This window comes from Streptomyces sp. NBC_01013 (genome assembly GCF_045162765.1).
GTDB lineage: Bacteria > Actinomycetota > Actinomycetes > Streptomycetales > Streptomycetaceae > Streptomyces.
The window spans coordinates 3,038,712-3,065,582 of the sequence record NZ_CP108687.1; the positions used below are offsets into that span (position 1 = coordinate 3,038,712).

The following is a 26,871-nucleotide window of genomic DNA, read 5'->3' on the forward strand; positions in this document are numbered from 1 at the left end:
CCGTTCCGCCCGGTCGCTGGTCCACCACCTGCCGCTCCGGCCCAACGCGGCCCCGGACAAGGTCGCGAGACGGCGTACCGGTGCCGCCGAATCCGGTCCTGATCCACCACACTCTGCAGTTCGCGCCGTCGGCGTGGAAGGGGATACGGCCCCGGCTCGGCGCCGGTTCCCCGCAGGTCGCGGTGACCCCGGACAACGACTTCCCCGACGGGAGCACCATCGACCACCGGCGCCGGCCCTACCCGGAGCACCAGGACCGCCTCGGTTTCCACATCACCGCGCACACCCTGTTCGTCGTGGGCAGCCCCATCGCCTTCCGCGAGCACTGCAGCGCCCTGGGCGGCCTCGTCGACGAGGCCCCTTCGTATCCGCACCGCCATCCGCAAACCGGACACTTCTGGGTCGAGTTCAGCGCCGGCCCGTGGCTGCGGCCGCGGACCCGCGGGAACGTACCGGCCCGCCTGCACATCCAGTACTGCGACGACTGGCGCGCCCGAGAACCGACTCGGCCGATGCCGCGCAGGTGAGAAGGGGCACAGGAAGCGCCTCCCCGCGCCCGTCCGGTGATCACCCGGGCCGAGCCCCCGCGCCCGTCCGGTAATCACGCGGGCCGAAGCCCCCCGCGCCCGGCGGTCGCGGCATACGCCGCCTCCTCGCTCACCGGCCGCTGTCCGCGCTCACCACCCTCCGTGCCCGCTGTCACCGTGCCCCCCACCTCCGTGGTGGCCGGTGCCGCCCGCCCCGCCGTCCGACCAACTGCCAGGGTCCGCGGAGTGACCGAGACCGTGGCCGCCGGTGGTGAAGTCCGCGTACAAATCGCCGAGTTCGCCCTGGAGCAGCCTGGTGAGCGAATCGGCGCCGGCGTCCAGCGCCGCGGCAAGCTCCTCGTCGGTGGCCTGCCCCGCCCTGCTGCCGGCTGAAGCCAGGTGTCCGCCAGCAACGAGAGCGGCCAGCCGGCGGCGGTCGCCGGTGCCCCGGAGCCCCGGGTAGGCGGCCCGGGCAAGGTCCGCCAGCTGAACGAGGACGGCCAGGGTCAGGTCCGCGTCGCCCGGGGCCTCCCCGCCGCCGGCCCGGACCACGCCGTCCAGACGGTCGAGCACCGCCCGGCGGCGCCCCGGGGCGAGGGAGAGGATCTCGTGGCGGGTACGCCCGCCGGGGTCGCGCCGCCGACGGACCCGGACCACCTTCCGGTCCTCCAGCCACGAGAGGTACTCGTTGGTGAGGGAACGCGGGGTCCGCCGCAGCCAGTCCGCTGCATCAGGCGGTGAACCGGCCGCTGCGAGGCTGTGCAGGACGTTGTTGAGGCGGCGGTCCGCGACGCGCCGGGCGTCGATCACCTCGATCCCCCGGGCCCCGACAGCGATGCGGCCCGCGTGGCCGAGATCCGCCAACTCTGCGGCCCGCAAAGCGAACCGGAGCCGCTCGGGGCCTCGTATCCGTATGCGTCGCCGGCCCGTCACTATGGCGATCAGGAGCAGATCATCCCCCGTGGTCATACGTTTCAGAGTAGGGGAGCCCGCCTCCGGAGGGACCTCCTCCGCAGCCCGGTTCAGGATGTGGCGCCCGCGGCCCTCAGCGCGGTGTCCGTGCCGCAGTCCGTGCCGCAGTCCGCCGATCGTACGAGGAGGCGCCGGCAGAGCCCCGGCGCTCACACCCGCGAAAAGCCTCGCGGCCGGTGCCGTATGCGATGTGCATACGGCACCGGCCGCGAGGTCACGACACACAGAGGGAGGGCAGGCCACCAGAAGCTGGCTCAGCTCCCCGAGCCCTCCCCGCGCGCGAAGGAGACCTCCACGCGTCGGTTCTTCTTCCGGCCGTCCTCCGTGCTGTTGTCGGCGATCGGGTACTGCTCGCCGTAACCACGGATCTCGTACGAGATGCCGGTGGCGGCCAAGGCCTTGTCCAGGACGTTGTGCACGGCCTCCGCGCGCTCCTTGGAGAGCACGTCGCCGTGGGCGGAGGAACCCAGGTTGTCGGTGAAACCGAACACCCGGACCTTCTTGGCGTCCTGCTTCTTGATCTCAGCGGCAATCGCGTTGATGCGACCGTTGGCGGCGGAGCTCAGCTTCGCGCTGTCCTTGCCGAAGAGGACCTCGGCCTGGAGCGCGAACTTGATGTCCTGGTTGGTGTCCTCGCGGCGTTCGGTGCCGCCCATGTCCTCGATGACCGACTTGATGTCGAGGACTTTGGGTGGTGCGAGGGTAGCCCCGTCAGGGAGCTTCAGGTCCGTGTCATTCGCGTCCAGCCTCACTGCCGGCTCGGCCGACGCCGAGGGGTACGGGCTGTCTTCGGCAAAGGCGCCCGGAGCCGTCGCGACTCCGAACCCGAACGCCACCACGAGTAGTGCCGTCGTTACCCTCGTCCGGGAAGGCCGGGTGTCAGGGATGCCATTGCTCATCACGAGATCGCAATCGTCGCATTGGCAAAGCCCGGAAACTGAAGGTCGACCTCGTTCGTGGACTGCTCGGGAGCAGGGAACTGCGCGAAGAAGGTGAGACTCTTGCCGGCAGCGATGCTCGGCTCGAAGCCACTGGTCGTCAACGGCCGGTCGTCCGTGTCACGAAGAACGTAATATCGCTTCTTCGCCCGCGAATCCACAAGGGTCATCCCTGCCAGCGACCTGCCTGTGGCTGCGATGTTCTGTTCTTGACCACTCCACTGCACCGGCGTGGTGTACAGGCCGCTTCCAGTGTTCTTGAACTGCCCGGTGACCGTGAGGAATCCACCTGAATCGCGCACAGCCGAATTGATGACCATGTCTACCCCGGAGTCACCCTTGACCGTCACCAGAACCGCATCGGTGTCCGGCACGGTCTCCCCGCCACCACTGCCCTTATCTGACTTGGACGGCGAGGTAGAGGCCTGAGAGGCGACGTCCTTCGGCTTGTTGCCGTCGTCACTGCCGCAGGCGGTCATCGAGAGCGCCAGGGCGGCTGCCAACACAGCAGCGGCTCCAGCACGGCGCATGGTCCTCACGTGCGGATAGCTCATCGGTCCAGTTCCTTTGCGTTTGGTCGTGATCAGTCTTCGGCCAGGCGAACGTCGAAGAGCAGCGTCATATCAGGCATGACAGCCAGACTCTGGGGGCTCACCACCCACACCAGCCCGCTGGCACAGCCGACCGTGCCGATGGAGGGCGACGTGGGGATCGGGTTCGGGACAAACTTGCATCCCCGGTTGTCCAGGACGGCGACAGCCTCTGCCTTCGCCCTTTTCCCCTCAGTACCCGGGACAAGGTTCGAGCTCATTCGCTTTCTCGACTTCAGCTCAACCTCGTAACCCCAGCGCATACCGCCGACAGGCTGGCATCCGACCTCGGTGGCGTCGTTCCTGGCGCCGAACCTGCTCGCCATGGAACAGCCGTCCATCCCGACGTAGGGGGCGTTGAACACTTCGGTGTAGAAGCCCCTGTCCATGACGTGCGCCATCAGGTCCAACTTGAGCAGACGCCGGGAGTCCTTGGCCGCCGCCAAAGCCGTGGCATCGGCCGCAGTCTGTGCCCCGTTGCGCTGCACATCGGCCTCACCAAACGCAAAGAAGACCAACGCAAGGAAGAGCAGGCCCGTCACCGCTGTGATGTACAGCGGCGCGGCCTGCCCTGCCTCGGACTCCATTCGGCGGATCACCCGTTGAGAACCGAGTTGATCTTCGTGGTGAAGGAGTTCGCGATGGTCGCGCCCAGCTTCGTGTTCAGCAGCGCTACGACGATGGCCACCACGAGGATCGTGATGCCGACGTACTCGATCGCACCCTGGCCCTTGTCGCTGCGACGCTTGAGCGCGTCCACGGCGGTGTTCTTCCAGCCGTTGATGTAGGCCTGAGTGGTGGTTGCGGCCTTCAGGGTGATGTTCGACATGGTGTTCCCCTCCGAGTTCGGCCGACCGGGAATCGGCCGACATTGGTACGTAAGACTTCATGTCGTGCGCGCTTCCGGCTTCCTCCTGGCCGGTCTCGCTTTCGACACGAGTAACGTACGTCGGGGCAACACCCGCTCGCATGGGTCTGCGGGCCCAACTCCGGGCCCACCGCACCAGTTGGGCCTCCGGGCCGGTCGTGTGCTCAGCCATGCCTCGTCGACCCCCCGGACGAAATGCGGTGCCACACAGCAATGGCCTCGCCCCGGCTGCCGGCGTTCAACTTGGCGAAGATGCGGTTGATGTGGTTCTTGACGGTCTTCTGACTGATGAAGCAGGTGGCGGCGATCTGCTGATTGGTCATGCCCGACGCGATCAGGTCCATCACTTCCACCTCCCGCTCGCTCAGCTCGGCCTGCATCCCTTGGGCCGCCGCTGCGGGGAGCCCAGAAGATGAATGTCCCACAGATGATTGCGGAAGCGAAGCATTTTGCGGGAATCCATGCGTGTTCAACTCCCGTCTCCCACCCCCGACCTGCTGACTCATGCCCGCACCGGACCCCCACTTCCCACCCGCATCGTGTGCGGGTGCAGACACCTGCCCCTGAGGGACAACGGGTCGGTAGCCCGGTCCGGTGAAGGCCGTACCCAGGCCTTCGGGCAGCGGCCGGCCGTCCTGGCCCTGTCCACCGCCCCCTCCTCGTACCGACTCCCGCAGCGCGCTGCTGGCCGAGTACGTGAAGTGCGCCCGGCCCTCCTTCGTGTCGCGGACGGCGGCCACCAGCTGGTCCGCGGTGAACTCGCCGTGCACCAGGTAGCCCCCGGCGCCCAGACGCAGCGCCTCGTGGACGATCGCGCTCTCCCGGCTGTACGTCATCATCAGCACCGGGGCCAGCCGCACCAGGTGGGGCAGAGCCGAGATGCCGTCGACGCCGGGCATGCGTACGTCCAGCAGCACGACGTCCGGGCGGTGCTGCACCGCCATCTCGTACGCCTGGCGGCCGTCACCCGCCTCCGCGACCACATCGATGTCGTCGCGTCCGTGCAGGAGAACGGTCAGGCCGGCCCGCACGACCGGGTTGTCGTCGGCGACGACCACTCTGAGCGGCCGCGCCGCAGGCATCGCGTCGGGGCTGGGGAAGGCCGGGAATCCACCAGGAGAATCGTTTGTGGGCGCGCCTCCTGTGGGGGGCGAACTGAGCGGGCTCGGATGTGAGGACGTGTGCTGCGAGACATGCGGCTGCTGCGTCCACTGCTCTCCGGAGCTGCGGGAGATCTCGTCCGACATGGTGCGGGCCTCCTCTCAAGGATGGGGGACTGTGGGGGTGATCAGAAGCGGTTGCGCGGACTCAGTTGTCGGGTCGGGCGGGCTGGCCGGGTACCTGGGTCAGCAACGGTGCGTACCCGGGAGCGGTGGGAAGAGCGGGTGGCGCCAGGTTCATCGCGGCAAGCGACAGGTCGAGCCGGACCTCGGTGCCCCGCTCCGCCTGGCCCCTGCCGATACGGATGCGTGCTCCGATGGAGGCTGCGCGCTCGACCATGCCGACGAGGCCGAAGTGTCCGGCCTTGCGCAGATCTGCGAGCGAAGTGCCCCGGGGCAGGCCCTCGCCGTCGTCGTACACGCTGATGCGCACCACGTCGCGGACCAGCCCGGCGGAGACCTCCACATAGTTGGGACGGGCATGGCGCTGGGCGTTCTCCATGGCCTCGGTCGCGATGGTGAGGGCCTGTCGGGCCACGGCGTGCGGGATGGGTGGGACGGGGCCTCCGCCCAGTCGGCGGAACACCGTCTTGACGCCGTGGCGCCGTTCGAAGTCCATCGCCCGCGCACTCAGTTCGTCCACCACGTCGACCCCTCCGTCGAGTCCGGATTCTCTGCGAAGGTCGGAGAGGAGTTCCCGGGACTCGGCCGCGGCCCGGCGTGCCGAGCGTGCGACGAGTTCGGCCTGGTGCTTGACGGTGAGCGGATCCATGCGGTCGGCAGTGCTGGCCAGACCGTCGGCCGCCATGGCCAGGCCGTGCAGGGTCTTGGCCACGGAGTCGTGCATCTCCCTGGCGAGGCGGGCGCGCTCCTCCTCGACGGCGCCACTGACCGCCAGGCGGGCCCGGGTCTCCGTCAGTGCCTGGGAGGCGGCGCCGAATCCCAGGAGGAGACTGCGCAACGTACTGCCGACCGCCCCGGCCATGATGCAGAGCCCCACCACGAGAAGCGCCGAGGCGTCCGCCTCGGCCTCCCGGCTGACACCGTAAGCCGCGGCGAGCAGCAACGCCTGAAGGGCGGCGAAGATCGCTCCGCCCCGCCAGCTGTAGACCAGCCCGGCGAGGAGTGGGGTGCAGACCGTCACGTAGGAGAGCGTCGAGCCGGGACTCGCCGCGAACAGCAGGAGTGCACCGAAGAGCATGTCCGCGGCAAGCAGCGAGGGATGCCTGAGAAGGATCGGCCCGAAGCGCTCCCAGTCGCGCATCAGGACGTAGGACACCATGACGGTGACCAGTACCGCCGCGCCCACCAGCCAGCTGCCGAGCTCGTCGTGCACGCCGTCGAGCGCGAAGGGCGCCGCCAGCAAGGTCATCGCAAGGCGAAATCCGAACAGCTGGCGGCAAAGCGCCTGTAGCGCGTTCAGCTGGATGGGCAGGGAGGGAACACGCCCGGGGGCGCTCTCCGGCGCCTGCACGTCGGGGCCACCTGTAAGGGCACGGCCGGTCGGTCCTGAGCCCATCTGGTCCTCTCACCTCCTCGATGGTGTGGATCGCTCCCTCGCGCCGGCGGGCGTCAGCCGCCGAAAACCTCACCCACATTGACGTTGGCCGCGTAGTAGAAGCCCACGACGATCAGAATCATCGTTCCGGGGAGCATGAAGCTGGTGACGATCAAGGTGGCCTTGGGCACCGCCTTCGAGGCCTTGCGCCGGGCATTCTGGGCATCGGTACGCCGCATGTCGTTGGCGATCTGGATCAAGGTGTCCACGATCGGAGCTCCTAGTTCCTCGCCCTGCTGGAGAGCCGAGACGAACATCGAAACCTGTTCGGACTCGTTCCGCTTGCGGAGCTGGTCGAAAGCGTCGCGTCGGCTGACACCCATGTCCATCTGGCGCAGGGTGATGCGGAGTTCGTCGGCCCACGGTCCCTGGTACTTCTCCGCGACCCGTTCCAGCGCCTGCCGGAAACCGAGCCCGGCCGAGACGACCACCGCGAGAACGTCGAGGAAGTCCGGGAGCGTCCGGTCGATGTCGTCCTTGCGGCGCGCAATGGCGGACCGGATGATCACGTCCGTCCAGAAGAGGCCGTAGACGAACAGGATGATGGCCAGAACGAGCTGGCCGTTCATGAGCATGGCCAGGGCCGCGAGCGTCCCGAGGCCGCCGTAGAAGGCGCGACGGGCCGCGTAACGGTCGACCGTCATACCCCCGGGGTTGCCCGCCATATCCAGCTTGCGCCGGACTTTGTCGACACGCTTGGGACCCATCATGGACAGGACCCGGGGGGCATAGCGCATACCCATGCGGTCGGCCAGCCCGCCGGCTGCGGTGGTGCGGGTGCCGCCGACCTCCAGCGCGAGCTCCATGTCCCCGGGCAGCTTTGCTTCGGCTCGGTACATGCGGATGCCGTGGAAGGCTCCGTAGACGGCGAGTCCGAAGACGGCCGCGATCAGAAGATCCATGATGTCCTCTCCCTGTGGTTCCGGCCCTCAGATGCGGACGCGAGTCATGCGGTTGATGAGGAAGAAGCCGAGTGCGTAGAGGCCCGCGGCAACCAGGACGGCGATCCGCCCGGGCGTGGCAGCGGTCATATCGTCGAGCGCTCCGGCACGCATGCTGTTGATGATGAGCAGGAACCCCATACCGAGGACCGGAACAGCGACCGCGGTCACCTTCACCTGGGACAGCAGCGTGGTGACTTCTCGCCGTGTCTCCTTGCGCTCCTCCAGCGTTCCCGTGAGGTTGCGCAGCGAGGAGACGATCGTGCCGCCCGCCCGGTTGGAGAGGATGAGGGTGGAGACCAGCACGGTCAGTTCTCGCGAAGGAAGCCGCTCGACGAGTTCGTTCATCGCGTCGTCGAGCGAGTGGCCCACGGCCAGCCGGTCGGCCACCCTGCGCAGTTCCTCGTGCGCCGGTTCGTCGAGTTCGTCCACCGCCATGCTGATGGCCGTACGGAGCGCGAGGCCGGCCTGGGTGGCGTTGGCGAGGACACGGGTCAGCTCGGGGAGCTGGTTGATGAACGCCTCGGTCCGTTTGGCGCGCTGATAGTTGAGGAAGGCATTGCCACCCCACAGGCCGATGAGCGCGGCGATGAGTCCGAAGAACGGCGCGAAGACCGAGCCGACCACGAAGTAGAGGCCGAGCAACGTCGCCACGACGTAGACGAAGTACTCACCAGGTGTGAGGTCCAGACCCGTTGCCGCGATCTTGCGTTCGATGCGCTTGCCCAGATTCGTCTTGCGCAGGCGCCGGTCGACGCCCCGGAAACGACGGGTGCGGCCACCGATGGTGAGCTGGCCCGTCTGGGACATCCGGTCGACCAGAATCTGCTGATGTGCTCTGCCCGAGGAGAAGATGTGCACGCCGATGACGGCGAACAGACCGGCGAGGAGTGTCACGCCGATCGTCAGGAGCGGGAGATTATCCATGTCGGACGAGGCCTTCTGGGTGAGCGGCGGGCTGGGGACGTAGCGGCTTACGCGAGCGGCATCAGGCTGCGGATTTGCGCATGCTCAGCTGCTCCTCCGCCTCGGCGACGCCGAAGGCCGCGGGGACGGCCTCACTCGACATGTAGAGACGTTCGGCCACCCGGCGGGGCAGCGGGTAGTACTCGAACTGCCCGTAGATGCGACCGTCCGCGGCCATCGGCTGGGCATGGAAACGGCAGACCGAGACGATGCGGTAGTCCTCACGTCCGTGCGAGTCCACAATCGCGATCTCGGTGATCCGGCGGGAACCGTCGGCGTGACGCGTCAGCTGGACGATCACGTCGATGGCGCTGTTGATCTGGTCGTGGATCGCCACGAACGGGATTTCGACCTCGGACATGGAGCTCAGCGTCTGCAGACGCATCAGCGCGTCCTCGGCGTTGTTGGCGTGGACTGTGGCGAGCGAACCGTCGTGACCGGTGGACATGGCCTGGAGCATGTCGAGCGTCTCGCCGCCTCGGACCTCACCGACGATGATGCGGTCGGGGCGCATACGCAGGGAGTTGCGGACCAGGTCGCGGATGCTGATCTGGCCCTTGCCCTCCACGTTGGAGGGGCGGCTCTCCAACGTGATCACGTGGGACTGCTGGAGCTGGAGTTCGGCGGAGTCCTCGATCGTGACGATGCGCTCGCCGTTCGGGATCAGCCCGGACAGCGCGTTGAGCAGTGTCGTCTTGCCGGTGCCGGTGGCCCCGGAGACGATCACGTTGAACTTGGCCCGGACCAGTCCCGCGAGCAGCATCAGCATGTGCTCGTCGAGCGAGCCGAGCCCGATCATCTCCTGGAGCGTGAACGCCTTGGGGAAGCGGCGGATGGTGAGGATCGGGCCCTTGAGGGAGAGCGGCGGGATGATCACGTTGACACGCTCGCCCGAGGGGAGTCGCGCGTCGACCATCGGATTCGCCTCGTCGACACGGCGGTTGACCGTGGAGACGATGCGTTCGATGGTCTGCATCAGCTGTTCGTTGGACGAGAAACGCATCGGGAGCAGTTCCAGGCGCCCGCGCCGCTCCACATACACCTGTTCGTGTCCGTTGACCATGATTTCGCTGATGGAGGCGTCTTCGAGGAGCGGTTCCAGGATGCCGAGTCCGAGGGACTCGTCGACGACCCGGCGGATGAGCTGCGAGCGCTCCATCTGGGAGAGGACGGGGCCCTCGCGGCTGATGATGTGGCCCAGGACGCGTTCGAGCCGCGCCCGGCGCTCGGCCGCCGCGAGGGCGGACATCTCGGCGAGGTCGATCTCCTCCAGGAGCTTGGCGCGGTAGACCTGGACCAGCCGACTCTCTTCACTCAGCCCGCTCGTCGGCTCGGGACCGGTAATGCGCGCCCGCAGGCTCATGTCCTCAACTCCCTGGTGTGGTGCAGCGGTACTGGATCAGTCGCGCGGCATGGTGGCTTTCTTCGTGACGGATCCGAACGTGAACATCGGCAGGAGAGAGGGGATGCGAACCTTCACCCTCACGGTCACCTCGTTCACCCCGCCGGACGGGATGGCTGTGGCGTCGTCGGCCAGCCAGTCGCTCAGGGAATCGAGGGCCACCGACTGTGCGCGCCCGAACTGGTACTTGTCCGAGCCGACGCGCGCCCCCGCCCGGGCGGCCGTGCCGGCCTGCTGGGCCGCGTACACGGCGATGCCGAGCTGAACCACGGCCAGTGATACGACGAGCAGGAGGGTGAGCACACCCACGTACTCGATGGCGGCCTGGCCCCGCCGGCTGTCCGAGCGAGAGGCTGTTGTGCGTCCGGTGCCGGGCTGCCGCGTCGCTGTGCGCCTCACCATCCCCACCCACCCTTCTCCTTCTTGGCCTTGGCGTCGCCCGTCGCGTGCCACGGCACGTTGAACACCCCCGGGAAGATGAGGGGCACCTTGACCTCCACCTTCGCGGTGACCAGGTCACCGAAGCCGGCGCTGCAGCGCACGACGTCGGTCTCCCAGGCGTCGGGCACGTCCTCGCGTACGGCCTGCTCGCATGCCTGGCGGGAGCTGCCCTCGGCGACCGCGGCCGCCCTGACGCCCTTGTCCGCCGCGTTGCCCGCGAGCACCCACGTGTAACAGACCAGTCCGGCCTGCCACATCACCGCGAGCGTCACCAGGATGAGCGGCAGCGTGCCGACGAACTCGATCGCCGTCTGCCCTCGGTCGCTCCGCATGCGGGGACGCCGCTCAGCTGAGACGGCTGCCTCAGCCCTCGCGCTGCCCGGTTCCGCCGGCGGCCGGCCCGTTCGTAGAAGATTCATAATTCAACGGTCCCCCTCGGTTTCTTCGCTTCACTGGTCGTGTCACTGCGTGCTCGGTCGCTCACTTCGTCGCGTCACTGCGTGCTCGGTCGCTCACTTCGTCGCGTCACTGCGTGCTCGGTCGCTCACTTCGTACGTCCCCGCCGGCCGCCGAACGAACCGCGGTCGCCCTTGAACTTGCCCTGCTTGTCGGCGCCTTCGGCGTTCTTCACCAGACCGAGATCTCCCGCCAGTCCCCACAGGGCCTGCTTGACCGTGGATTTGGCCTCCAGGTCCTGGAGGCGCCCGGCGTCGATCACCGCCTGGAGCTCCTTGAAGTTCGCGGGGACCGTGACCCGTGCCACCTTCGTGGCCGTGATCTTCTCGATCAGGGGTGGCTGGATCTCCGTGTTGCGGGTGTAGCGGTTGACCACGGTGATCGTCTCCTCGGCCTTGCGGACCTGGAGGCGGTCCCAGAGCCGGACCATGCGCTTGGCCGCGCGGACGGTGATCACGTCCGGGGTGGTGACCAGCAGGGTCCGGTCCGCCATCTCGATGGCCGCGGCGTTGGCCGAGTTCATGTGCGTGCCGCAGTCGATGATGACGATCTCGAAGCGGTGGCGCAGGGCGCTGATCGCCTGGCGTACGACCCGGTCGCTGACGTCCTCGCCCCGCTCGCCCTCGCCCGGTGCCAGCAGCAGGGAGATCCCCGTGTCGTGGCTGTACAGGGCGTCCTGGAGGACGCGTGGCGAGATGTCCTGGATGGTGGAGAGGTCCACGATCGACCGGCGGAACTGCACGTCCAGGTAGGACGCCACGTCCCCGGACTGGAGGTCCAGGTCCGCGATGGCGACGGTGTGGCCCGACGCCGCCGCGGCGAGGGCCAGTTGCACGGCGGTGACCGTCGTGCCGACGCCGCCCTTCGCACCGCTGACGGTGACGACCGTGCCGCCGGGGCCGGTGAAGATCTCGGCGCCCGCCCCGAGGTGGCGGCGGACTCCGACGGACCATCCCGCGGCTGCCTGGACGCGCTGGGCCAGTTCCTCGTAGGACAGGGGCAGGCAGACCAGGCCGCGGGCGCCGGAGTCCATGGCTGCCGAGTAGAGCGCGGGGCTCGCGTCGGCGGTGACCATCACGACCCCTACCGCGGGAAAGCGCAGGGCCACCTCCCGGATCAGCTCGAGGGCCGGGACCGGACCGATCCGCTCGTGCACCAGCACGACCTCGGGCAGCTCGTCGAGCGACTCGGCGGCGAGCCGGGCCAGTGTGTCGAGCAGCGTGGTCGAGTCGCCCAGCGGCCCGGCCGGCTCCGCGTCGGGGAGCTGGCTGAGCAGGGTGGTGATGGACCGGGCGGCGTCGGCATCGCCGACAGCCGGGAGGATTCGTGTGCTCATCCGGTCCTCACTTGTTCTTGTCTTCGTCGAGGTTGTAACTGCCCTCGCCTGGACGGAGCGTCGTCGGGCTGTCGTCGGGCAGCAGGGCCAGCCGTACGTGCTCCGCGAACGACTCGGCGTAGGCGACGCGCTGCGAGTCGGTGGTGTCCAGGGCGAAGGTGATCGGCACGGCCTCGGTGGGGCCGCCGCGGTCGTCGCCCTTCGGATCGAGCGAGGTCAGCTGGCCGACGTCGATGACCTTGGCGTTGGGGACGATCACGCGCGAGGTGGGCTTGTCCTTGTCGGTCTGGCCCGCGAACGTCGCGTAGATGTTGACGAGGTTGCCGGGCCGGATCTTGCCCGCGACACCGGTCGCGGCGTCGATCATGATGGCGATCTCCTGCTGGCCGTTCTCCAGCTTGGGCCGCTTGACGAGCATGTCGTCCTGGAGCAGGGAGCCCTTGCGGAGGCTCGTGACGGCGATCTTGCCGTTCAGTACGGAGAGGTCGGTGACCGCGTTCTTGGACAGCCAGCGCTTCGGCATCGAGATCTTCTCGAACTGCCCCGGGTCCAGCGGCCGGTAGGGGGCTATGTCCGCCTTGACTTGATAGGCAGTCACCTCCGGGCCGACCTTCGAGTTCACATCACTGATCACCGAGAGCACGCCGGCGAACGCAGCGAAGGCGCAGAGGACCGAGAGGAGGAGAAGGATGACGCCGCGGCGTTGCCGTGAGTTCATGAGCGGAGCAACCTCGTTGGGAGACGTGGGCCGATGAGCGGGCAGAGGAGCGGAGCGGGGTCGAGCCGTCGCAGGTCTGGCAGGTCTGGCAGGTCTCGCTGTGGCGCCGCCCGTGCGGGACGGGACGGTGTCGTGCGCTGTTCTCCGGGCTGTGGGTGCGGCGGGGGAGCATCGCCGTCGCGATGGCTGACGACCCGTGGTGCGTCGGCGTTCATTGGCTCAGGACACCGGAACCGCGGGTTTGGTTCTCCGGCGGTTTCAGTGGGGACGAGCACAGACCACAGCGGTCACCGATGAGTTCATTACCGCACCAGGTGCAGACCTCCCTGCGAACCGAAGAAACCAGCTGATAAATCAGAGAGATATCGGGCAGGAACGCGGCGAATTCGATCATCTTCGAAGTGCCCCACCAGGAGGGCGAATCAGCAGGCAAAGCGGCTTCGTGCACCGTCTGCACCTGCCAGGCCGGGACGATCGTGTCCGTCACCCAGTCGGACTGCAGCTGCCCCTTCGCCACCAGCAGGTGGGTGGCGAACTCGGGTCCGGTGAGGTCCCCCGAGCCGATCTTGACCAGCTGGGGGTTGGGGTTGGCCATCACGCCGAACTGCGAACCGGGCACCCACGACTTCGCGTGGGACTTCATGCTGACGGGCACCCGGTCGAGCTTGGTGACCGAGTTGAGGAGGGCTCCTGCGTGGATGTAGTGCGAGAGCAGCCTCGCCGCCGAGGCGACGACCCCCGCACTGAAGTCACAGATGGACAACTGCCTCAATTGGCGGACCAGTACGGCGATCCCCAAGGGGGGCAGATCCACTTTGAGCAGCGCAATACGGTCGCTCTCCAGCACCGCGCGGATCGCGTGCAGTCGCCGCTCGTGGGTGGGCTTGATGCTGGCGGGATAGACCGCGATGACGTAACCGTGCTGCTCCAGGAGCACGTGCATGTCACCCACCGCCTGCTCGAGCGACTGCTCGTCGGGCGCGCGCAGGACCACCGCGGTGGGTGTCTGCTGATCGGTCGGGGGCAGCACCAGGTCAGCGCTTGTCACTGCTATTGCTGTCGGCACGCTGTTCCCCGTTCGGCTCCGGCCGCCGCGTACCGCCGGCCGCAATCGCTCCTGCCAGGTGCTCCTGCTCGGGCGCTCCTGCGTCAGCACTTTATCCACGTAATGCGAGGTAGAGAACACCTTCCAGGGCCCAGTAAGGCCGGCTTCGCGGACCCCCCGCGGGACGTTCGCGTGACAAATCCGCCCAAGTGACTAGTTGTTAAAGTCCATACCTTTTAATCGAATACCCTTTCTCTGCCACGGCTATTCGCGATCACCCCCTCTCTTTATGCACGTCAGAGGCGTGGGAGCGCATCCACGCGAAAGCCAGCCGGGTTCCCGATGGGCCCAATGTGAACTCTGGGCCCGGATTGGGGCCCCAGGGCCCACATGATCAGCGCCGTCGGCCCCGGTGGCGGCGACCGGCGCGAGGGCCATACGACGGGCGCCCCCGACTCCCCCTCAGGAGCGAACGAGACACCCCCGTGAGGCGGGCCACCACCCCTTCCGTGGCGGGAAGTTGCGACGGGGTACTGCCAGAGGTCTTGACAACTCGATTGGTCTGGACCAGTTTTAGCGCCCAGCGGTGGCCACCGTTCCTCGATTCGACACTCCGGCATCCCCGTGCCGCATTCCTCGCGTCGCTCTGCCCCACACCCCGGCATCCCCGTGCCGCTCCCCCGCCATCCCCGACTCCCCCACGGAGGCAGCAAGTGGAACGTTCCCCCGCCACCAGCCGCAGAAGGCGTCACAGCCGCCCGCTCCTCGGCTCCGCCATGGCCGTCGTCGCCGCGGGCGCGCTGACCCTCACGGGTCTCGTCAGCAGCGCCCAGGCCGCCGACGTCAACGTCGCCAAGAACGCGGGCTTCGAGTCCGGCCTCGCCAACTGGACCTGTTCCGGTGGCTCCGGCGCCACCGTCTCCTCCCCCGTGCACAGCGGCACCGCGGCCCTCAAGGCGACCCCGGCCGGCCTGGACAACGCCCAGTGCACGCAGACCGTCGCCGTGAAGCCCAACTCGACGTACGCCCTCAGCTCCTGGGTCCAGGGTTCGTACGTCTACCTGGGCGTCAGCGGCACCGGGACCACCGACGTGTCGACCTGGACCCCCGGAGCCAGCGGCTGGACCCAGCTCTCGACGAGCTTCACGACGGGGCCCAGCACCACGTCCGTCACCGTGTACACGCACGGCTGGTACGGGCAGCCCGCCTACCTCGTCGACGACGTATCGGTCAGCGGACCCGACGGCGGCGGTGGCACCGACCCCGCCCCGACGATCCCCGCGGCCCCCGCCGGCCTCACCGTCGGCACGCCCACGTCCTCCTCCCTCGCCCTGTCCTGGAACGCGGTGTCCGGTGCGACCGGCTACACCGTCTACAAGGACGGCGCGAAGGCCACCACGTCCACCGGCACCTCGGCGACGATCACGGGGCTGGCCGCCGACACGGCGTACCAGTTCGCGGTGACCGCCACCAACGCGGCCGGTGAGTCCGTCAAGTCCGCCACCGTCGGCGGCCGCACGGCCACCTCCGGCACCGGCAACCCGAACCCCGGTACCTCCGTGCCCAAGCACGCCGTCACCGGCTACTGGCAGAACTTCAACAACGGCGCGACCGTGCAGAAGCTCAGCGACGTACCGGCGAACTACGACATCATCGCCGTCTCCTTCGCCGACGCGACGACCACGCCCGGAGCCGTCACCTTCAACCTGGACTCGGCGGGCCTCAACGGCTACACCGTCGACCAGTTCAAGGCCGACATCAAGGCCAAGCAGGCGGCCGGCAAGAACGTCATCATCTCCGTCGGCGGTGAGAAGGGCTCCGTCGCGGTCAACAGCGACGCCTCCGCCACCAACTTCGCCAACTCGCTCTACTCCCTCATCCAGGAGTACGGCTTCAACGGCGTGGACATCGACCTGGAGAACGGCCTCAACTCCACGTACATGACGAAGGCCTTGCGCTCGCTGTCGCAGAAGGCGGGCTCCGGCCTCGTCATCACGATGGCCCCGCAGACCATCGACATGCAGTCCACCTCGGGCGAGTACTTCAAGACGGCGCTCGGCATCAAGGACATCCTCACCGTCGTCAACATGCAGTACTACAACAGCGGTTCGATGCTCGGCTGCGACGGCAAGGTCTACTCGCAGGGCTCGGTGGACTTCCTCACCGCGCTGGCCTGCATCCAGCTGGAGGGCGGGCTCGACGCGTCCCAGGTCGGCCTCGGTGTCCCCGCCTCCACCAGTGGTGCGGGCAGCGGTTACGTGGCCCCCTCGGTCGTGAACGCGGCCCTGGACTGCCTCGCCAAGGGCACCGGCTGCGGTTCCTTCAAGCCGTCGAGGACCTACCCCGGCGTGCGCGGCGCGATGACCTGGTCGACCAACTGGGACGCCAAGTCGGGCAACGCCTGGTCGAACGCGGTCGCACCGCACGTCCACGGCCTGCCGTAACCACCACCCGACGGGCGGTCCGCACCGCCGCACCGCATCACTGACCAGCAGCGCCGCCGCTCCCCCGGTGGCGCTGCTGCATGTGCGCGGCCCGGCGGGCGTCCCCGGCCTGTACCGGACCCGCAACAGACTCTGCGGGAGTTGCCGCATTCCATGGCTGTTCGGGCAGCCTCGTGGCACCGTTGCTATGAGGGTGCGAACGGGGGGAGTGACATGGCCGGGGCGCGGGTTCAGGCGCTGGGCGGTGACGATCCGGCGACGCTCGGACCGTACCGGCTGATCGGACGGCTCGCGTCCGGCGGCATGGGGCGGATCTATCTGGCCCGCAGCGGTGAGCGCGGCGGCCGGGGCCTGGTCGCCGTGAAGACACTGCTGGCGGAGGGGCCCGTCAGTGACGTCGACCGGCGGCGCTTCGCACGCGAGGTGTCGCTCGCGCAGCGGGTCGCCAGCGCGTACACGGCGCGGGTGCGGGAGGCCGACCCGGACGCGGAACGGCCGTGGATGGCCATCGACTACATCGCGGCTCCCCCGCTGTCCGAACTCGTCCGCAACTGCGGCGTGCTGCCCGCCTCGGCCGTACGGTGGATCGCCGCCGGGACCGCGGAGGCCCTGGTCACCCTGCACGGCGTGGGCATCGTCCACCGCGATGTGAAGCCGCAGAACGTGCTGCTGCCGCTCGACGGCCCCCGGGTCATCGACTTCGGCATCTCGCACGCCAGCGACCTCACCCTCACCGGGCTCACGCTCGGCACGATCGCCTTCACCTCGCCCGAGCAGGCGCGCGGCGAGGAGTCGACCGCCGCGTCCGACGTCTACTCCTTGGGCGCGACGCTCTTCCTCCTCGCCACCGGACGGCCGCCCTATCGCGCGGACGGTGACACCCTGCGGCTGCTCGCCCGCGTCCAGCGCGGCGAACTCGACCTCGGCGGGCTGCCGAAGGAGCTCGTGGCGACGATCCGGCCCTGCCTGTCCGTCGACCCGGCCCGGCGCCCCGAGCCGGCGGAGCTGCTCGCGCGCTTCCGCCGGGACCAGGCGGGCCTGCCGGCGTCCCAGAGCGGGACCAGGTGGCTGCCGCCCCGGTGGACGGCACTGATCGGTGCTTACGCGACGCAGGGCCTGGAACTCGCGAACGACCGCCCGACGAGCCGGACGAGACCTCCCACGGCGAACCCGGTGGCCCCGACCCTCGTCCAGCGCACGCCGGTGGCGGCGCCCCCGCCTCCGACGCTGGTCTACCCGCCGGAGCGCCGGGCCCGAGCGGCCCGCGACCGCGCACGGCGCGACCGGACGCGGCAGGAACTGGCGGCCCTGTCGGCACTGGCGCAGCGACAGCGCGCGGAGCAGGACGAGCAGGAGCGCACCGAACGGGAGCGCGCCGACGCGGCCCGCCTGGAGGCCGAGCGGCAGGCGGACCGGCGCCAGGAGGCCGAGCGTGCCCGGCGCGAGCGGGAGCGCGCGGCGCAGGAGAGCGAGCGCGCCGAACGGGAGCGGGCACAGAGGCGGGCGGAGCGGGAGCGGGTCCAACGGGAACTGGCCGAGCGGGAGCGCGCTGCGAGGGAAGCGGCCGATCGCGCGTCACGCGAGCAGGCCGAACGCGAGGCGAGGAGGCGCGCCGAACGGGAGCAGGCACGGCGGGCGGCACGTGCCGCGCAGGCGCGTACCTCCTCCCCCAGCACCGCCCCGCCGGCCCCGGGCCCCACGCGTCCCACGCCCCCGCGTACGGGTGCCTCGGGCCTGGGCTGGCTGGTCGCCGTGGCCGCCGTCATCGCCCTGCTGGTCTGGCAGCCGTGGGAGACGGGGGGTAACGAAGCGAGCAGCGGCGGCAGTTCGTCCTCCGACAGCAGTTCCGGCGCCGTGTCGGCGGGCAGCGGACTCGACACGCATACGGACGACTCCGGCACGGGCACCGGCAGCGGCACCGGCTCCTCCGTCGGTGCCGCGGACGACTCCGACGACGAGTCGGTGGACGAGCCGACGCCCACACCTACCCCGACCCCCACCCCGAGCCCCACCCCGGATGCCACCGACCGGGCGTTCGCCGCGGTGCGCGCCGGTGACTGCCTCAACGTGTACAACGACGGGCACAACGACATGAGCGCCGACCGCCCGGTCCGGGTGAGCTGCGGTGCCTCGAACGCGTACATGCACGTCAATCGCGTCAGCACCCTCTCGGGAGGCTCCGGTTCCTGCGACACCGGAGCGGGCTTCACCTGGTGGAGCAGGTCCGGTGACGACGGGGTCGACAGGACGCTCTGTCTCGACCGGGTGTTCCAGGTGGGCCAGTGCTTCCCCGCAGACGTCACGGGGGCCACCAGCGCGGATCTGACGGTGGTCTGGCGCTGCAACGCCTCGACCGTGCCCGTGGCCGGTCAGTCGATCCTGCGGATCACCGGGTTCTACCGGGCTCCCGCGGCGGGCCAGAACTGGACCTGTCCGTCCGGGCATGGTGAGCGGTTCTGGTACTGGCCGGTGAACCAGGGCCGGAGCATCATCTGCGCGTCGGCGGCCTGACACGGCGGCGGGACAGCCCTCAGATCACCAGGCTGAGCAGCGCCGCCACCACGAACCCCGCGACCGACAGGACCGTCTCCAGGACCGTCCAGGACTTCAGGGTGTCGCGCTCCGAGATGCCGAAGTACTTCGACACCATCCAGAAGCCGCCGTCGTTGACGTGCGAGGCGATGATCGAGCCGGCCGAGATCGCCATGATGATCAGGGCCAGGTGGGGCTGCGAGAAGTCCTGGTCCTCGACGAGCGGGACCACGATGCCTGCGGTGGTGACGATGGCGACCGTCGCGGAGCCCTGGGCGATGCGCAGGACCGCGGAGATGAGCCAGGCGAGCAGGATGACGGGCAGGCCGACGTCGTTGAACGTGTCGGCGAGCGCGTCCGCGATGCCGCTGCTCTTGAGTACGGCGCCGAAGATGCCGCCCGCACCGACGACGAGCAGGATGTTGCCGACCGGCTTCAGGGATGAGGTCGACACGGATTCGAGGGACTTGCGGGACCAGCCGCGCCGGATGCCGAGCAGGTAGTACGCGAGCAGCAGCGCGATCGTCAGGGCGACGAACGGGTTGCCGAAGAACTCGATGACGGAGCGGAGCGTCGAGGGGTCGAGCGCGATCGAGGAGAACGTCGCGGCGAGGATCAGTACCAGCGGGGTGCCGATGATCGCGAGGACGGTGGAGAGCGCCACCGGTGCCTCGTGCGGGGTGACCCCGGCGGCCCGCTGCTCGGCGACGACCGCGGCCTTGGCCTCCTCGGCGGCCTCGACCATGTCCTGCGGCACGTCGACGAAGATCCGCTTGCCGATCCAGGCGGCGTAGCCCCAGGCGGCCAGGACGGACGGGATGCCGACGACGGCGCCCATCAGGATGACCCAGCCGAGCGAGACGTGGAAGAGGCCTGCGGCGGCGACCGGGCCGGGGTGCGGCGGGAGGAACGCGTGGGTCATGGACAGGCCCGCGAGGAGCGGCATCGCGTAGAGCAGGATCGACTTGCCGGAGCGCTTGGCGGCGGCGTACACGATCGGTGCGAGGACGAAGATGCCGACGTCGAAGAAGACCGGGATGCCGAAGATCAGACCCGTCAGGCCCATGGCGAGCGGGGCGCGCTTCTCACCGAAGAGGTTCAGCAGGCGGGCGCTCAACACCTCTGCGCCGCCGGAGACTTCGAGGATCGCGCCGAGCATCGTACCGAGGCCGATGATGATCGCGACATGGCCGAGGATGCCGCCCATGCCGGACTCGATGACGGAGACGGCCGCGGACTTCTGCACCGTGCCGAACAGCTCGGTGACGGAGAGTCCCGCGCCCAGGCCGACGGCTATGGAGACGGCGAGCAGCGCGACGAACGGCTGCAGCCTGACCTTGATGATCAGGAAGAGGAGGAGCGCGATGCCGAGGACGGCGACGGTCAGCAGACCGGCCGTCCCGTCTATGAGGAGGAGGAGTCCACCGGTGTGGGGTGGCGTCTCGACCGGCGGGGGGCTTGCGGCGAGCAGCATGGCAACTCCGTTGTTTTCCATGGTATTCGGGCAGGGCGGACCGCGGCACGGCGCCCGCGTGGGGCGGGGCGCCGTGCCGTACGGCGTGGTGGTGCGGTGGAGCGGGTGCGGCAAGGGGATCAGGCTCAGCCCAGCACCGCGAGGGCGTCGATCTCGATGAGCAGGCCCTTGGGCAGGCCGACGTAGACCGTCGTGCGGGCGGCGGGGGCCTCCTTGAGGTTCTGCTCGCCGAAGTAGGTGTTGTAGATCTCGTTCATCTCGGCGAAGTGGTCCACGTCCGTGAGGTAGACGCGCATCATCATCACGTCGTCCCAGCTCGCGCCGCCCTCCTCCAGGATCGCCTTGACGTTGGCGAAGGTCTGGAGGGTCTGCTCACGCAGGGTGGGACCGGCGGGCGTCGGGGCCTGGCCCTCCACCGCGGGCAGGAAGCCGACCTGGCCGGCGACCTGGAGGATGTTCCCCTTCCGCACCCCGTGCGAGAACTTCGCGGGCGGGGTGGTGTGGGTGCTCGGCGTGAGGGGGGTCTTCACGGTCTTGTCGGTCATCGCTGATCAGGCTCTCTTGGGTCGGTTGGTGCCGGAGTACTCCCGGCTGATGGTGTCGGCGGTGCGCCGGACCAGGGGGAGCAGGGTGAGGAGTTCCTCGGCCGTGACGACCACGTTCGGTGCGGAGACCGACATCGCGGCGACGACGCGCCCGTCGGCGCCGCGAATGGGGGCGCCGACGCAGTTGATGGACTCCTCGTGGCCGCCGAGGTCGGTGGCCCATCCCTGTTCGCGCACGGTGGCGAGTTCCTTGAGGAAGGCGCCGGGGCCGGGGGTCGAACGGGACGTGTACATGGGGTAGTCGAGCTTCTCCGCGATGGCGCGCCGCTCGGCTTCGCCGAGGTCGGCGAGCAGGAGTTTGGCCACGGCGGCGACGGTGATCGCGACGGGCTTGCCGATGCGGGAGTACATCCGGACCGGGTAGCGGCTCTCGACCTTGTCGATGTAGAGGACCTCGTTCTCCTCGTACACGGCGAGGTGGACGGTGTGCCCGCAGTTGGCGTTGAGCTCGACGAGGTGCGCGTGGGCGATTTCCCGTACGTCGAGGTTCTCGACGGCCTCCTGGGCCAGCGCGAAGAGTCGTGCGCCGAGGCGGTAGCGCTGGTCCTGCTGGCGGTAGACGAGCCCGTGCTCGTGGAGCGTACGGAGCAGGCGCAGGGCCGTGGACTTGTGGACGCCGAGCCGCTCGGCGACCTGTCCGAGGTCGGCGGGACCCTGGGCGAGCAGCGGCAGGATGCTCAGCGCCCGGTCGACGGTCTGACTCATGTCGTACGTACCTCCGTGTCGTCCCCCGTCCACCCGGGGCCGAGACGCAGTCTCCCCCAGTCGGCGTCGTCGAGGGCGGCGAGGCGGTCGGCCAGGTTCCGGGCGGGCGGGGCGGTCAGGTCGCCGGGCACGGTGAGGACGGCGGCGGCCATCAGGTGTCCGTGCCGGGCGCTGTCGCGGACGGGCAGCCCGCGCAGGGTGGCGGAGAGGAACCCGGCGGCGAATGCGTCACCGGCGCCGACGGGGGCGACCACGTCGACGTGGAGGGCGGGGACGTCGGTGACCGCTTCGGCCGCCACGGCGGTCGCGGAGCCGGGTCCTGGACGGGGCGGGGTGGGGTGGGCGAAGACCGTCGCCCCCTCGGACCCCCGCTTCACGACCACCACCGCGGGCTCCGGCATCGCCTCGCGGATCGCGGCGGCGCCCCGCACCCCCCACGCTTCCTCCGCCTCGTCCTCGCCGACGAAGACGAGGTCGGCGCGGCGGGCCAGGTCCAGCAGGACGCCGGGGGACGCGTCGGCGTCGCGCCACAGCCCGGGCCGGTGGTTGACGTCGAACGAGACGAGCGGGCGGCCGGGACGCGGCGCCGTCAGCTCGTGCAGCAGTGCCAGGCAGTCGGCGGAGAGCGCCGCCGTGATGCCGGACAGGTGCAGGACCCGGCCGGCGAACAGCGCGTCGTACGGGACGTTCGAGGGGGACATCGCGGAGGCGGCCGATCCGGCCCGGTAGTACGCCACCTCGTGGACATCGGTGCCACGGTCCGTCGCGGTGCGGAAGTAGATGCCCGTGGGCCGGGCGGGATCGCGCTGGACCGCGGAGGTGTCGACCCCGTACGCGGAGATCGCGTCGACGAGGTGGTCGCCGAAGCCGTCCGCGCCGACCCGGCTCACCCAGGCGGTGCGGTGGCCGGCCGCGGCGAGGGCGCAGGCCACGTTGGACTCGGCACCGCCGATGCCGCGGCCGAAGGACGGTACGTCGGCGAGGCGCCCGGGCCGCGAGGGCAGGAACGTCACCATGGACTCGCCGAGGCACACGACATCGGCGGCCGTATCGGCATCGGTCCTGGCCGGGGTTCCGGACACGCGGGCTCCTCGGGATCGGGCGGGTGGCGCCGGGTCTCACCATTGACCGGGCGTCGGCTCGGATGTTAGACAGCCCTGAGCGATATACGCAATGGGTGTTGCACATGTTGCAACGCCAGCGCGGTAAGACACCGCCTGACCCCTGAGCGCCCCCATGACTTCGATCGAGGAGACCTCCATGGCCGCCGAACGCCCCGTTGCCGGACTCGCCGACGAGCGGGTCGACCACCGCTTCAAGGCGCTGCCGCCCGACGCGGCCGGCCTGACCGTCGGCGACCTGGCAGCCGAGCGGCGCAACCTCTTCACCGGCGGGTTCACCACGCCGGTCCTCGCCCTGTCGGCCGAGTCCGTCGAGCACAACCTCGTCCTGCTGGAGACGTACGCGCGGCGCCATGGCCTCGCCTTCGCACCGCACGGCAAGACCTCGATGGCGCCGCAGCTGTTCGCCCGCCAGCTGGAGCACGGCGCGTGGGGCATCACGGCGGCGGTGCCCCACCAGGCGCGGGTCTACCGGGAGTTCGGTGTCCAGCGGATCTTCCTCGCCAACGAGCTCGTCGACGCGGTCGCGCTGGCCTGGCTCGCGGGCGAGCTCGACGCCGACCCGGAGTTCCACTTCGTCTGTTACGTCGACTCGGTGCGCGGCGTCGAGCTGATGGACGAGGCCCTGCGCGCGGCGGGCGCCTCGCGCCCGGTGGACGTCGTCGTGGAGCTCGGTGCGGGTGAGGGCGCCCGCACCGGTGCCCGTACCGAGGCCGACTGCGCCGCCGTCGCCGACGCGGTGGCCGCGGCCGGGACGCTGCGCCTGGCGGGTGTGGCCGGTTACGAGGGCGAGGTGCCGGACGCGACGGGCGAACGGGTACGGGACTGGCTGCGCCGGCTCGTCGCACTGGCTGAGGAGTTCGACGCGGCGGGTCGGTTCGCCGCCCTGGACGCCGGTGAACCGATCGTGATCAGCGCGGGTGGCAGCGCGTGGTTCGACGCCGTCGCGGACGTCTTCGCGGAGATCCCCGAACTCTCCTCGCCCGTACTCAAATTGCTCCGCTCCGGGGCGTACGTCTCGCACGACGACGGGCACTACCGCCACCTCACCCCCTTCAACCGGGTCCCCGAGGAGGGCGCGCTGCAGCCCGCTTTCCGGCTCTGGGCCCAGGTCGTGTCGCGTCCGACGGGCGAGCAGGCCTTCCTGAACGCGGGCAAGCGGGACGCCGCCTACGACCTCGACCTGCCCCAGGCGCAGGTCGTGCGGTCCGCGCGCGACGGCTCGGTGCGGGCGGCGACGGGGATCGGGATCACCGGCCTGTCGGACCAGCACGCGTGGGTACGGACGGACGAGGGCGCCGAGCTGGAGGTCGGGGACTGGGTGGGGCTGGGCCTGTCGCACCCCTGCACGAGCTTCGACAAGTGGCAGCTGATCCCGCTGGTGGAGGCGGACGGCACGGTCACGGACTACATCCGCACGTTCTTCTGATCCGCGCCGGCGCTCCGGGGGCCCGTGGCCGGGCCCCCGGCCCCGGCCCCCGAAAGGCACCCCCCATGGACCTGGTCATCCGCGACGCCCGTGTCATCGACGGCACCGCCACCCCCTCCTACCGCGCCGACGTGGCCCTCGTCGACGGCCGCATCGCGGAGATCCACCGCGAGGGCTCCGCCGGCCCCCGCCCCACCGCCGCCCGCACCCTCGACGCCGCCGGCCTCGCCCTCTCCCCCGGCTTCGTCGACATGCACGCCCACAGCGACCTCGCGCTGCTGCGCGACCCCGACCACAGCGCGAAGGCGGCCCAGGGCGTCACCCTCGAAGTGCTCGGCCAGGACGGCCTCTCCTACGCCCCGGCCGACGACCGCACTCTCGCCGAGGTCCGCCGCTCCATCACGGGGTGGAACGGCGACGGGAGCGACATCGACTTCGACTGGCGCACCGTCGGCGAGTACCTCGACCGGCTCGACCGCAACTTCGGCGGCCGGGGCATCGCCGTGAACGCCGCCTATCTGATCCCGCAGGGCACCGTCCGCATGTACACGGTCGGCTGGGACGACCGCCCCGCCACCGATGCCGAACTGACCCGGATGAAGCAACTCGTCGCCCGGTCCATGGCCGAGGGCGCCGTCGGCATGTCCTCCGGACTCACCTACACCCCGGGCATGTACGCGGACGACGCCGAACTCACCGCCCTGTGCCGGGTGGTGGCCGAGCACGGCGGCTACTACTGTCCGCACCACCGCTCGTACGGCGCCGGCGCTCTGGAGGCGTACGAGGAGATGGTGCGGCTCACCCGCTCCGCGGGCTGCGCCCTCCACCTCGCGCACGCCACCATGAACTTCGGTGTGAACGAGGGCCGCGCGCCGGAGCTGCTCGAACTCCTCGACGACGCGCTCGACGCGGGCGCCGACATCTCGCTCGACACCTACCCGTACACCCCCGGCTGCACGACCCTGGTCGCCATGCTGCCCAGCTGGGCGAGCGAGGGCGGGCCGGAGGCGGCCCTGGCGCGGCTGGCCGACGACGCGACGGCGGCGCGGATCCGTCATGACCTGGAGGTCGTGGGGTCGGACGGCTGTCACGGTGTGCCGATCGAGTGGGACACCATCGAGATCTCCGGCGTGAGCGCCCCGGCCCTCACCGCGCACGTCGGCCGTACGGTCGCCGAGTCGGCGCGGCTGCGCGGCGAGGAGCCCTGGGTGACCGCGCGGCGGCTGCTCCTGGACGACCGGCTGGGGACGACGATCCTCCAGCACGTGGGCCACGAGGAGAACGTCCGGCAGATCATGCGGCACCGCGTCCACACGGGCGGCAGCGACGGCATCCTCCAGGGCGACAAGCCGCACCCCCGGGCGTACGGCACGTTCCCGCAGTATCTCGGTCGGTACGCGAGGGACCTGGGCATCCTCTCCCTGGAGGAGTGCGTCGCCCACCTCACCTCGCGCCCGGCGGCCCGTCTGCGACTGCCCGACCGCGGGTACGTGCGCGAGGGCTACCGCGCCGACCTGGTCCTCTTCGACCCGTCGACGGTGGCAGCGGGCTCGACGTTCGACGAGCCGCGCACGCTTCCGACCGGCATCCCGCATGTGCTGATCGACGGCCGTTTCGTCATCGAGGACGGGCAGCGGACGCAGGTGCTGGCCGGCCGGTCGGTGCGGTCCACGGCGTGGCGGTAGCGCCGGGGGCGGCGTGGGCGGACCGTCGTATGCGGCGTTTCTCGCGCTTCTTCACGGGCAACCGGGTGAAATGAATATTTCTGCGACAGCGCGAAGAGGTAATGGAAAGGACATGCACGGAAAGGCGAGACGTGCGGGAAACAGTTCGGCCGTCGAGGCGGGCGGCCGAGCGGGTTTCGTGGCCCGAGGGGTGATCTATTTCCTGGTCGGCATCCTCGCACTGCGCATCGCGTTCAGCGACGGCGGGCAGCAGGCCGACCGGGGCGGCGCGCTCGCGGAGATCGCGCAGAAGCCCTTCGGGTCGGTGCTGTTGTGGGTCCTGGGAATCGCCCTGGCGGGTATGGCCCTGTGGCGGCTGTCCGAGGCGGCGTTCGGGGCCGCGGGCCCGGACGGGCGCAAGGCGACCAAGCGTCTGGCGTCGGCGGGCCGTGCGGTGTTCTACGCCTTCGTGTCGTATTCGGTCCTGCTGTTCGCCGCGGGTGACCGGGGCAGCGGCAGCGGTTCCGGCGACGCCCAGTCGAAGGACATCACGGCGCAGGCGCTCGACATGCCGGGCGGCCGCTGGCTGGTCGGGGCCGTCGGCGCCGTCATCGCCGGTGCGGGCCTCTGGATCGCCGGCCGCGCAGCCCTGCGGAAGTTCCACAAGCACCTGCGTATGGGCGAGATGTCGCCCGCCGTGCGACGCGCGGTGGACGTCACGGGGGTGTTCGGGGGTATCTCCCGCGGAGTCGTCTTCGCGGTGGCGGGCGGTTTCGCCGTGGCCGCGGCGGTCAAGGCCCGCTCGGGCGAGGCCAAGGGGATGGACGACACCCTCAGGTCGTTCAGCACGACACCGGCCGGTCCCTGGCTGCTGGCCCTGATCGCCGTCGGGCTGGCGGCCTTCGGCCTCTTCTCCTGCGCGAACGCCCGGTACCGCAGGATCTGACCGGAGGCAGGGGCGGGACGGTGTCCCGCCCCG

At 69.9% G+C, this 26,871-nt stretch carries 25 protein-coding genes; 6 read left to right on the forward strand and 19 right to left on the reverse strand.

Going from position 1 to position 26,871, the window contains the following annotated elements:
• Positions 1-80: 80 nt before the first annotated feature.
• Entirely contained in the window at positions 81-527 is a 447-nt protein-coding gene (locus OG538_RS12815) for a hypothetical protein (RefSeq protein WP_406093129.1), read from the forward strand.
• 150 nt (positions 528-677) lie between these two features.
• On the opposite strand, the gene OG538_RS12820 is transcribed toward OG538_RS12815, so the two are convergent.
• The 15 genes from OG538_RS12820 to OG538_RS12890 form a co-directional block, all read right to left on the reverse strand.
• Positions 678-1,496 (reverse strand): GPP34 family phosphoprotein, encoded by an 819-nt coding sequence (locus tag OG538_RS12820; RefSeq protein ID WP_406093131.1) that lies wholly within the window; start codon positions 1,494-1,496, stop codon positions 678-680.
• Positions 1,497-1,753: 257 nt separating this feature from the next.
• A complete protein-coding gene (locus tag OG538_RS12825; protein WP_406093133.1) occupies positions 1,754-2,398 on the reverse strand; it encodes an OmpA family protein in 645 nt (214 codons plus the stop codon).
• Positions 2,398-2,991, reverse strand: coding sequence for a hypothetical protein (locus OG538_RS12830; protein WP_406093135.1), 594 nt, complete (start codon positions 2,989-2,991; stop codon positions 2,398-2,400). The genes OG538_RS12825 and OG538_RS12830 overlap by 1 nt, the downstream gene beginning before the upstream one ends.
• A 29-nt stretch (positions 2,992-3,020) precedes the next feature.
• Complete coding sequence (locus OG538_RS12835; RefSeq protein ID WP_406093137.1) at positions 3,021-3,614, reverse strand: pilus assembly protein TadG-related protein; 594 nt, start codon at positions 3,612-3,614, stop codon at positions 3,021-3,023.
• A gap of 8 nt (positions 3,615-3,622) precedes the next feature.
• Positions 3,623-3,856: a hypothetical protein gene (locus OG538_RS12840; RefSeq protein ID WP_406093139.1), complete on the reverse strand. Its 234-nt coding sequence runs from the start codon at positions 3,854-3,856 to the stop codon at positions 3,623-3,625.
• 203 nt (positions 3,857-4,059) lie between these two features.
• On the reverse strand, positions 4,060-5,142 hold the full coding sequence (locus OG538_RS12845; protein WP_406093141.1) for a response regulator: 1,083 nt from the start codon (positions 5,140-5,142) through the stop codon (positions 4,060-4,062).
• Between the two features lie 61 nt (positions 5,143-5,203).
• Positions 5,204-6,574 carry a sensor histidine kinase gene (locus OG538_RS12850; RefSeq protein WP_406093143.1) on the reverse strand — a complete coding sequence of 457 codons (1,371 nt, stop codon included), beginning with the start codon at positions 6,572-6,574 and terminating at the stop codon, positions 5,204-5,206.
• 53 nt (positions 6,575-6,627) lie between these two features.
• On the reverse strand, positions 6,628-7,515 hold the full coding sequence (locus OG538_RS12855) for a DUF5936 domain-containing protein (RefSeq protein WP_406093145.1): 888 nt from the start codon (positions 7,513-7,515) through the stop codon (positions 6,628-6,630).
• Positions 7,516-7,542: 27 nt separating this feature from the next.
• Positions 7,543-8,481, reverse strand: a complete 939-nt coding sequence (locus OG538_RS12860) for a type II secretion system F family protein (protein WP_406093147.1) — start codon at positions 8,479-8,481, stop codon at positions 7,543-7,545.
• Positions 8,482-8,542: 61 nt separating this feature from the next.
• On the reverse strand, positions 8,543-9,883 hold the full coding sequence (locus tag OG538_RS12865; protein WP_406093149.1) for a CpaF family protein: 1,341 nt from the start codon (positions 9,881-9,883) through the stop codon (positions 8,543-8,545).
• 36 nt (positions 9,884-9,919) lie between these two features.
• Positions 9,920-10,324: a TadE/TadG family type IV pilus assembly protein gene (locus OG538_RS12870; protein WP_406093150.1), complete on the reverse strand. Its 405-nt coding sequence runs from the start codon at positions 10,322-10,324 to the stop codon at positions 9,920-9,922.
• Complete coding sequence (locus OG538_RS12875; protein WP_406093152.1) at positions 10,318-10,695, reverse strand: TadE/TadG family type IV pilus assembly protein; 378 nt, start codon at positions 10,693-10,695, stop codon at positions 10,318-10,320. The genes OG538_RS12870 and OG538_RS12875 overlap by 7 nt, the downstream gene beginning before the upstream one ends.
• 212 nt (positions 10,696-10,907) lie before the next feature.
• Complete coding sequence (locus OG538_RS12880) at positions 10,908-12,155, reverse strand: CpaE family protein (RefSeq protein ID WP_406093154.1); 1,248 nt, start codon at positions 12,153-12,155, stop codon at positions 10,908-10,910.
• Between the two features lie 7 nt (positions 12,156-12,162).
• Complete coding sequence (cpaB, locus tag OG538_RS12885) at positions 12,163-12,873, reverse strand: Flp pilus assembly protein CpaB (RefSeq protein ID WP_406093156.1); 711 nt, start codon at positions 12,871-12,873, stop codon at positions 12,163-12,165.
• A 211-nt stretch (positions 12,874-13,084) separates the two neighbouring features.
• On the reverse strand, positions 13,085-13,921 hold the full coding sequence (locus tag OG538_RS12890; protein ID WP_406093158.1) for a hypothetical protein: 837 nt from the start codon (positions 13,919-13,921) through the stop codon (positions 13,085-13,087).
• Positions 13,922-14,631: 710 nt separating this feature from the next.
• On the opposite strand from OG538_RS12890, the gene OG538_RS12895 reads away from it, so the two are divergent.
• Positions 14,632-16,362, forward strand: a complete 1,731-nt coding sequence (locus tag OG538_RS12895; RefSeq protein ID WP_406093160.1) for a chitinase — start codon at positions 14,632-14,634, stop codon at positions 16,360-16,362.
• A gap of 213 nt (positions 16,363-16,575) precedes the next feature.
• Positions 16,576-18,873, forward strand: a complete 2,298-nt coding sequence (locus OG538_RS12900) for a serine/threonine-protein kinase (RefSeq protein WP_406093162.1) — start codon at positions 16,576-16,578, stop codon at positions 18,871-18,873.
• Between the two features lie 19 nt (positions 18,874-18,892).
• Here the strand turns inward: OG538_RS12900 and OG538_RS12905 are convergent, their stop codons facing one another.
• The 4 genes from OG538_RS12905 to OG538_RS12920 all read right to left on the reverse strand — a co-directional run bounded on the left by OG538_RS12905 (position 18,893) and on the right by OG538_RS12920 (position 22,760).
• On the reverse strand, positions 18,893-20,368 hold the full coding sequence (locus OG538_RS12905) for a GntP family permease (RefSeq protein WP_406093164.1): 1,476 nt from the start codon (positions 20,366-20,368) through the stop codon (positions 18,893-18,895).
• 125 nt (positions 20,369-20,493) lie between these two features.
• Positions 20,494-20,913: a RidA family protein gene (locus tag OG538_RS12910; RefSeq protein ID WP_406093166.1), complete on the reverse strand. Its 420-nt coding sequence runs from the start codon at positions 20,911-20,913 to the stop codon at positions 20,494-20,496.
• A 6-nt stretch (positions 20,914-20,919) separates the two neighbouring features.
• The gene (locus OG538_RS12915) at positions 20,920-21,678 is read right to left on the reverse strand and encodes an IclR family transcriptional regulator (RefSeq protein ID WP_406093168.1); all 759 of its coding nucleotides are present in this window, start codon (positions 21,676-21,678) and stop codon (positions 20,920-20,922) included.
• Positions 21,675-22,760, reverse strand: coding sequence for a sugar kinase (locus OG538_RS12920; RefSeq protein ID WP_406093170.1), 1,086 nt, complete (start codon positions 22,758-22,760; stop codon positions 21,675-21,677). Before OG538_RS12920 ends, OG538_RS12915 begins: the two co-directional genes overlap by 4 nt.
• 154 nt (positions 22,761-22,914) lie before the next feature.
• Between OG538_RS12920 and OG538_RS12925 the strand changes: the two genes are divergently transcribed.
• From OG538_RS12925 to OG538_RS12935, 3 genes are all read left to right on the forward strand, one after another.
• The gene (locus OG538_RS12925) at positions 22,915-24,228 is read left to right on the forward strand and encodes an alanine racemase (RefSeq protein WP_406093172.1); all 1,314 of its coding nucleotides are present in this window, start codon (positions 22,915-22,917) and stop codon (positions 24,226-24,228) included.
• Positions 24,229-24,293: 65 nt separating this feature from the next.
• Positions 24,294-25,913, forward strand: a complete 1,620-nt coding sequence (locus tag OG538_RS12930; RefSeq protein WP_406093174.1) for an amidohydrolase family protein — start codon at positions 24,294-24,296, stop codon at positions 25,911-25,913.
• 112 nt (positions 25,914-26,025) lie between these two features.
• Positions 26,026-26,838: a DUF1206 domain-containing protein gene (locus OG538_RS12935; protein ID WP_406093176.1), complete on the forward strand. Its 813-nt coding sequence runs from the start codon at positions 26,026-26,028 to the stop codon at positions 26,836-26,838.
• Positions 26,839-26,871 lie beyond the last annotated feature (33 nt).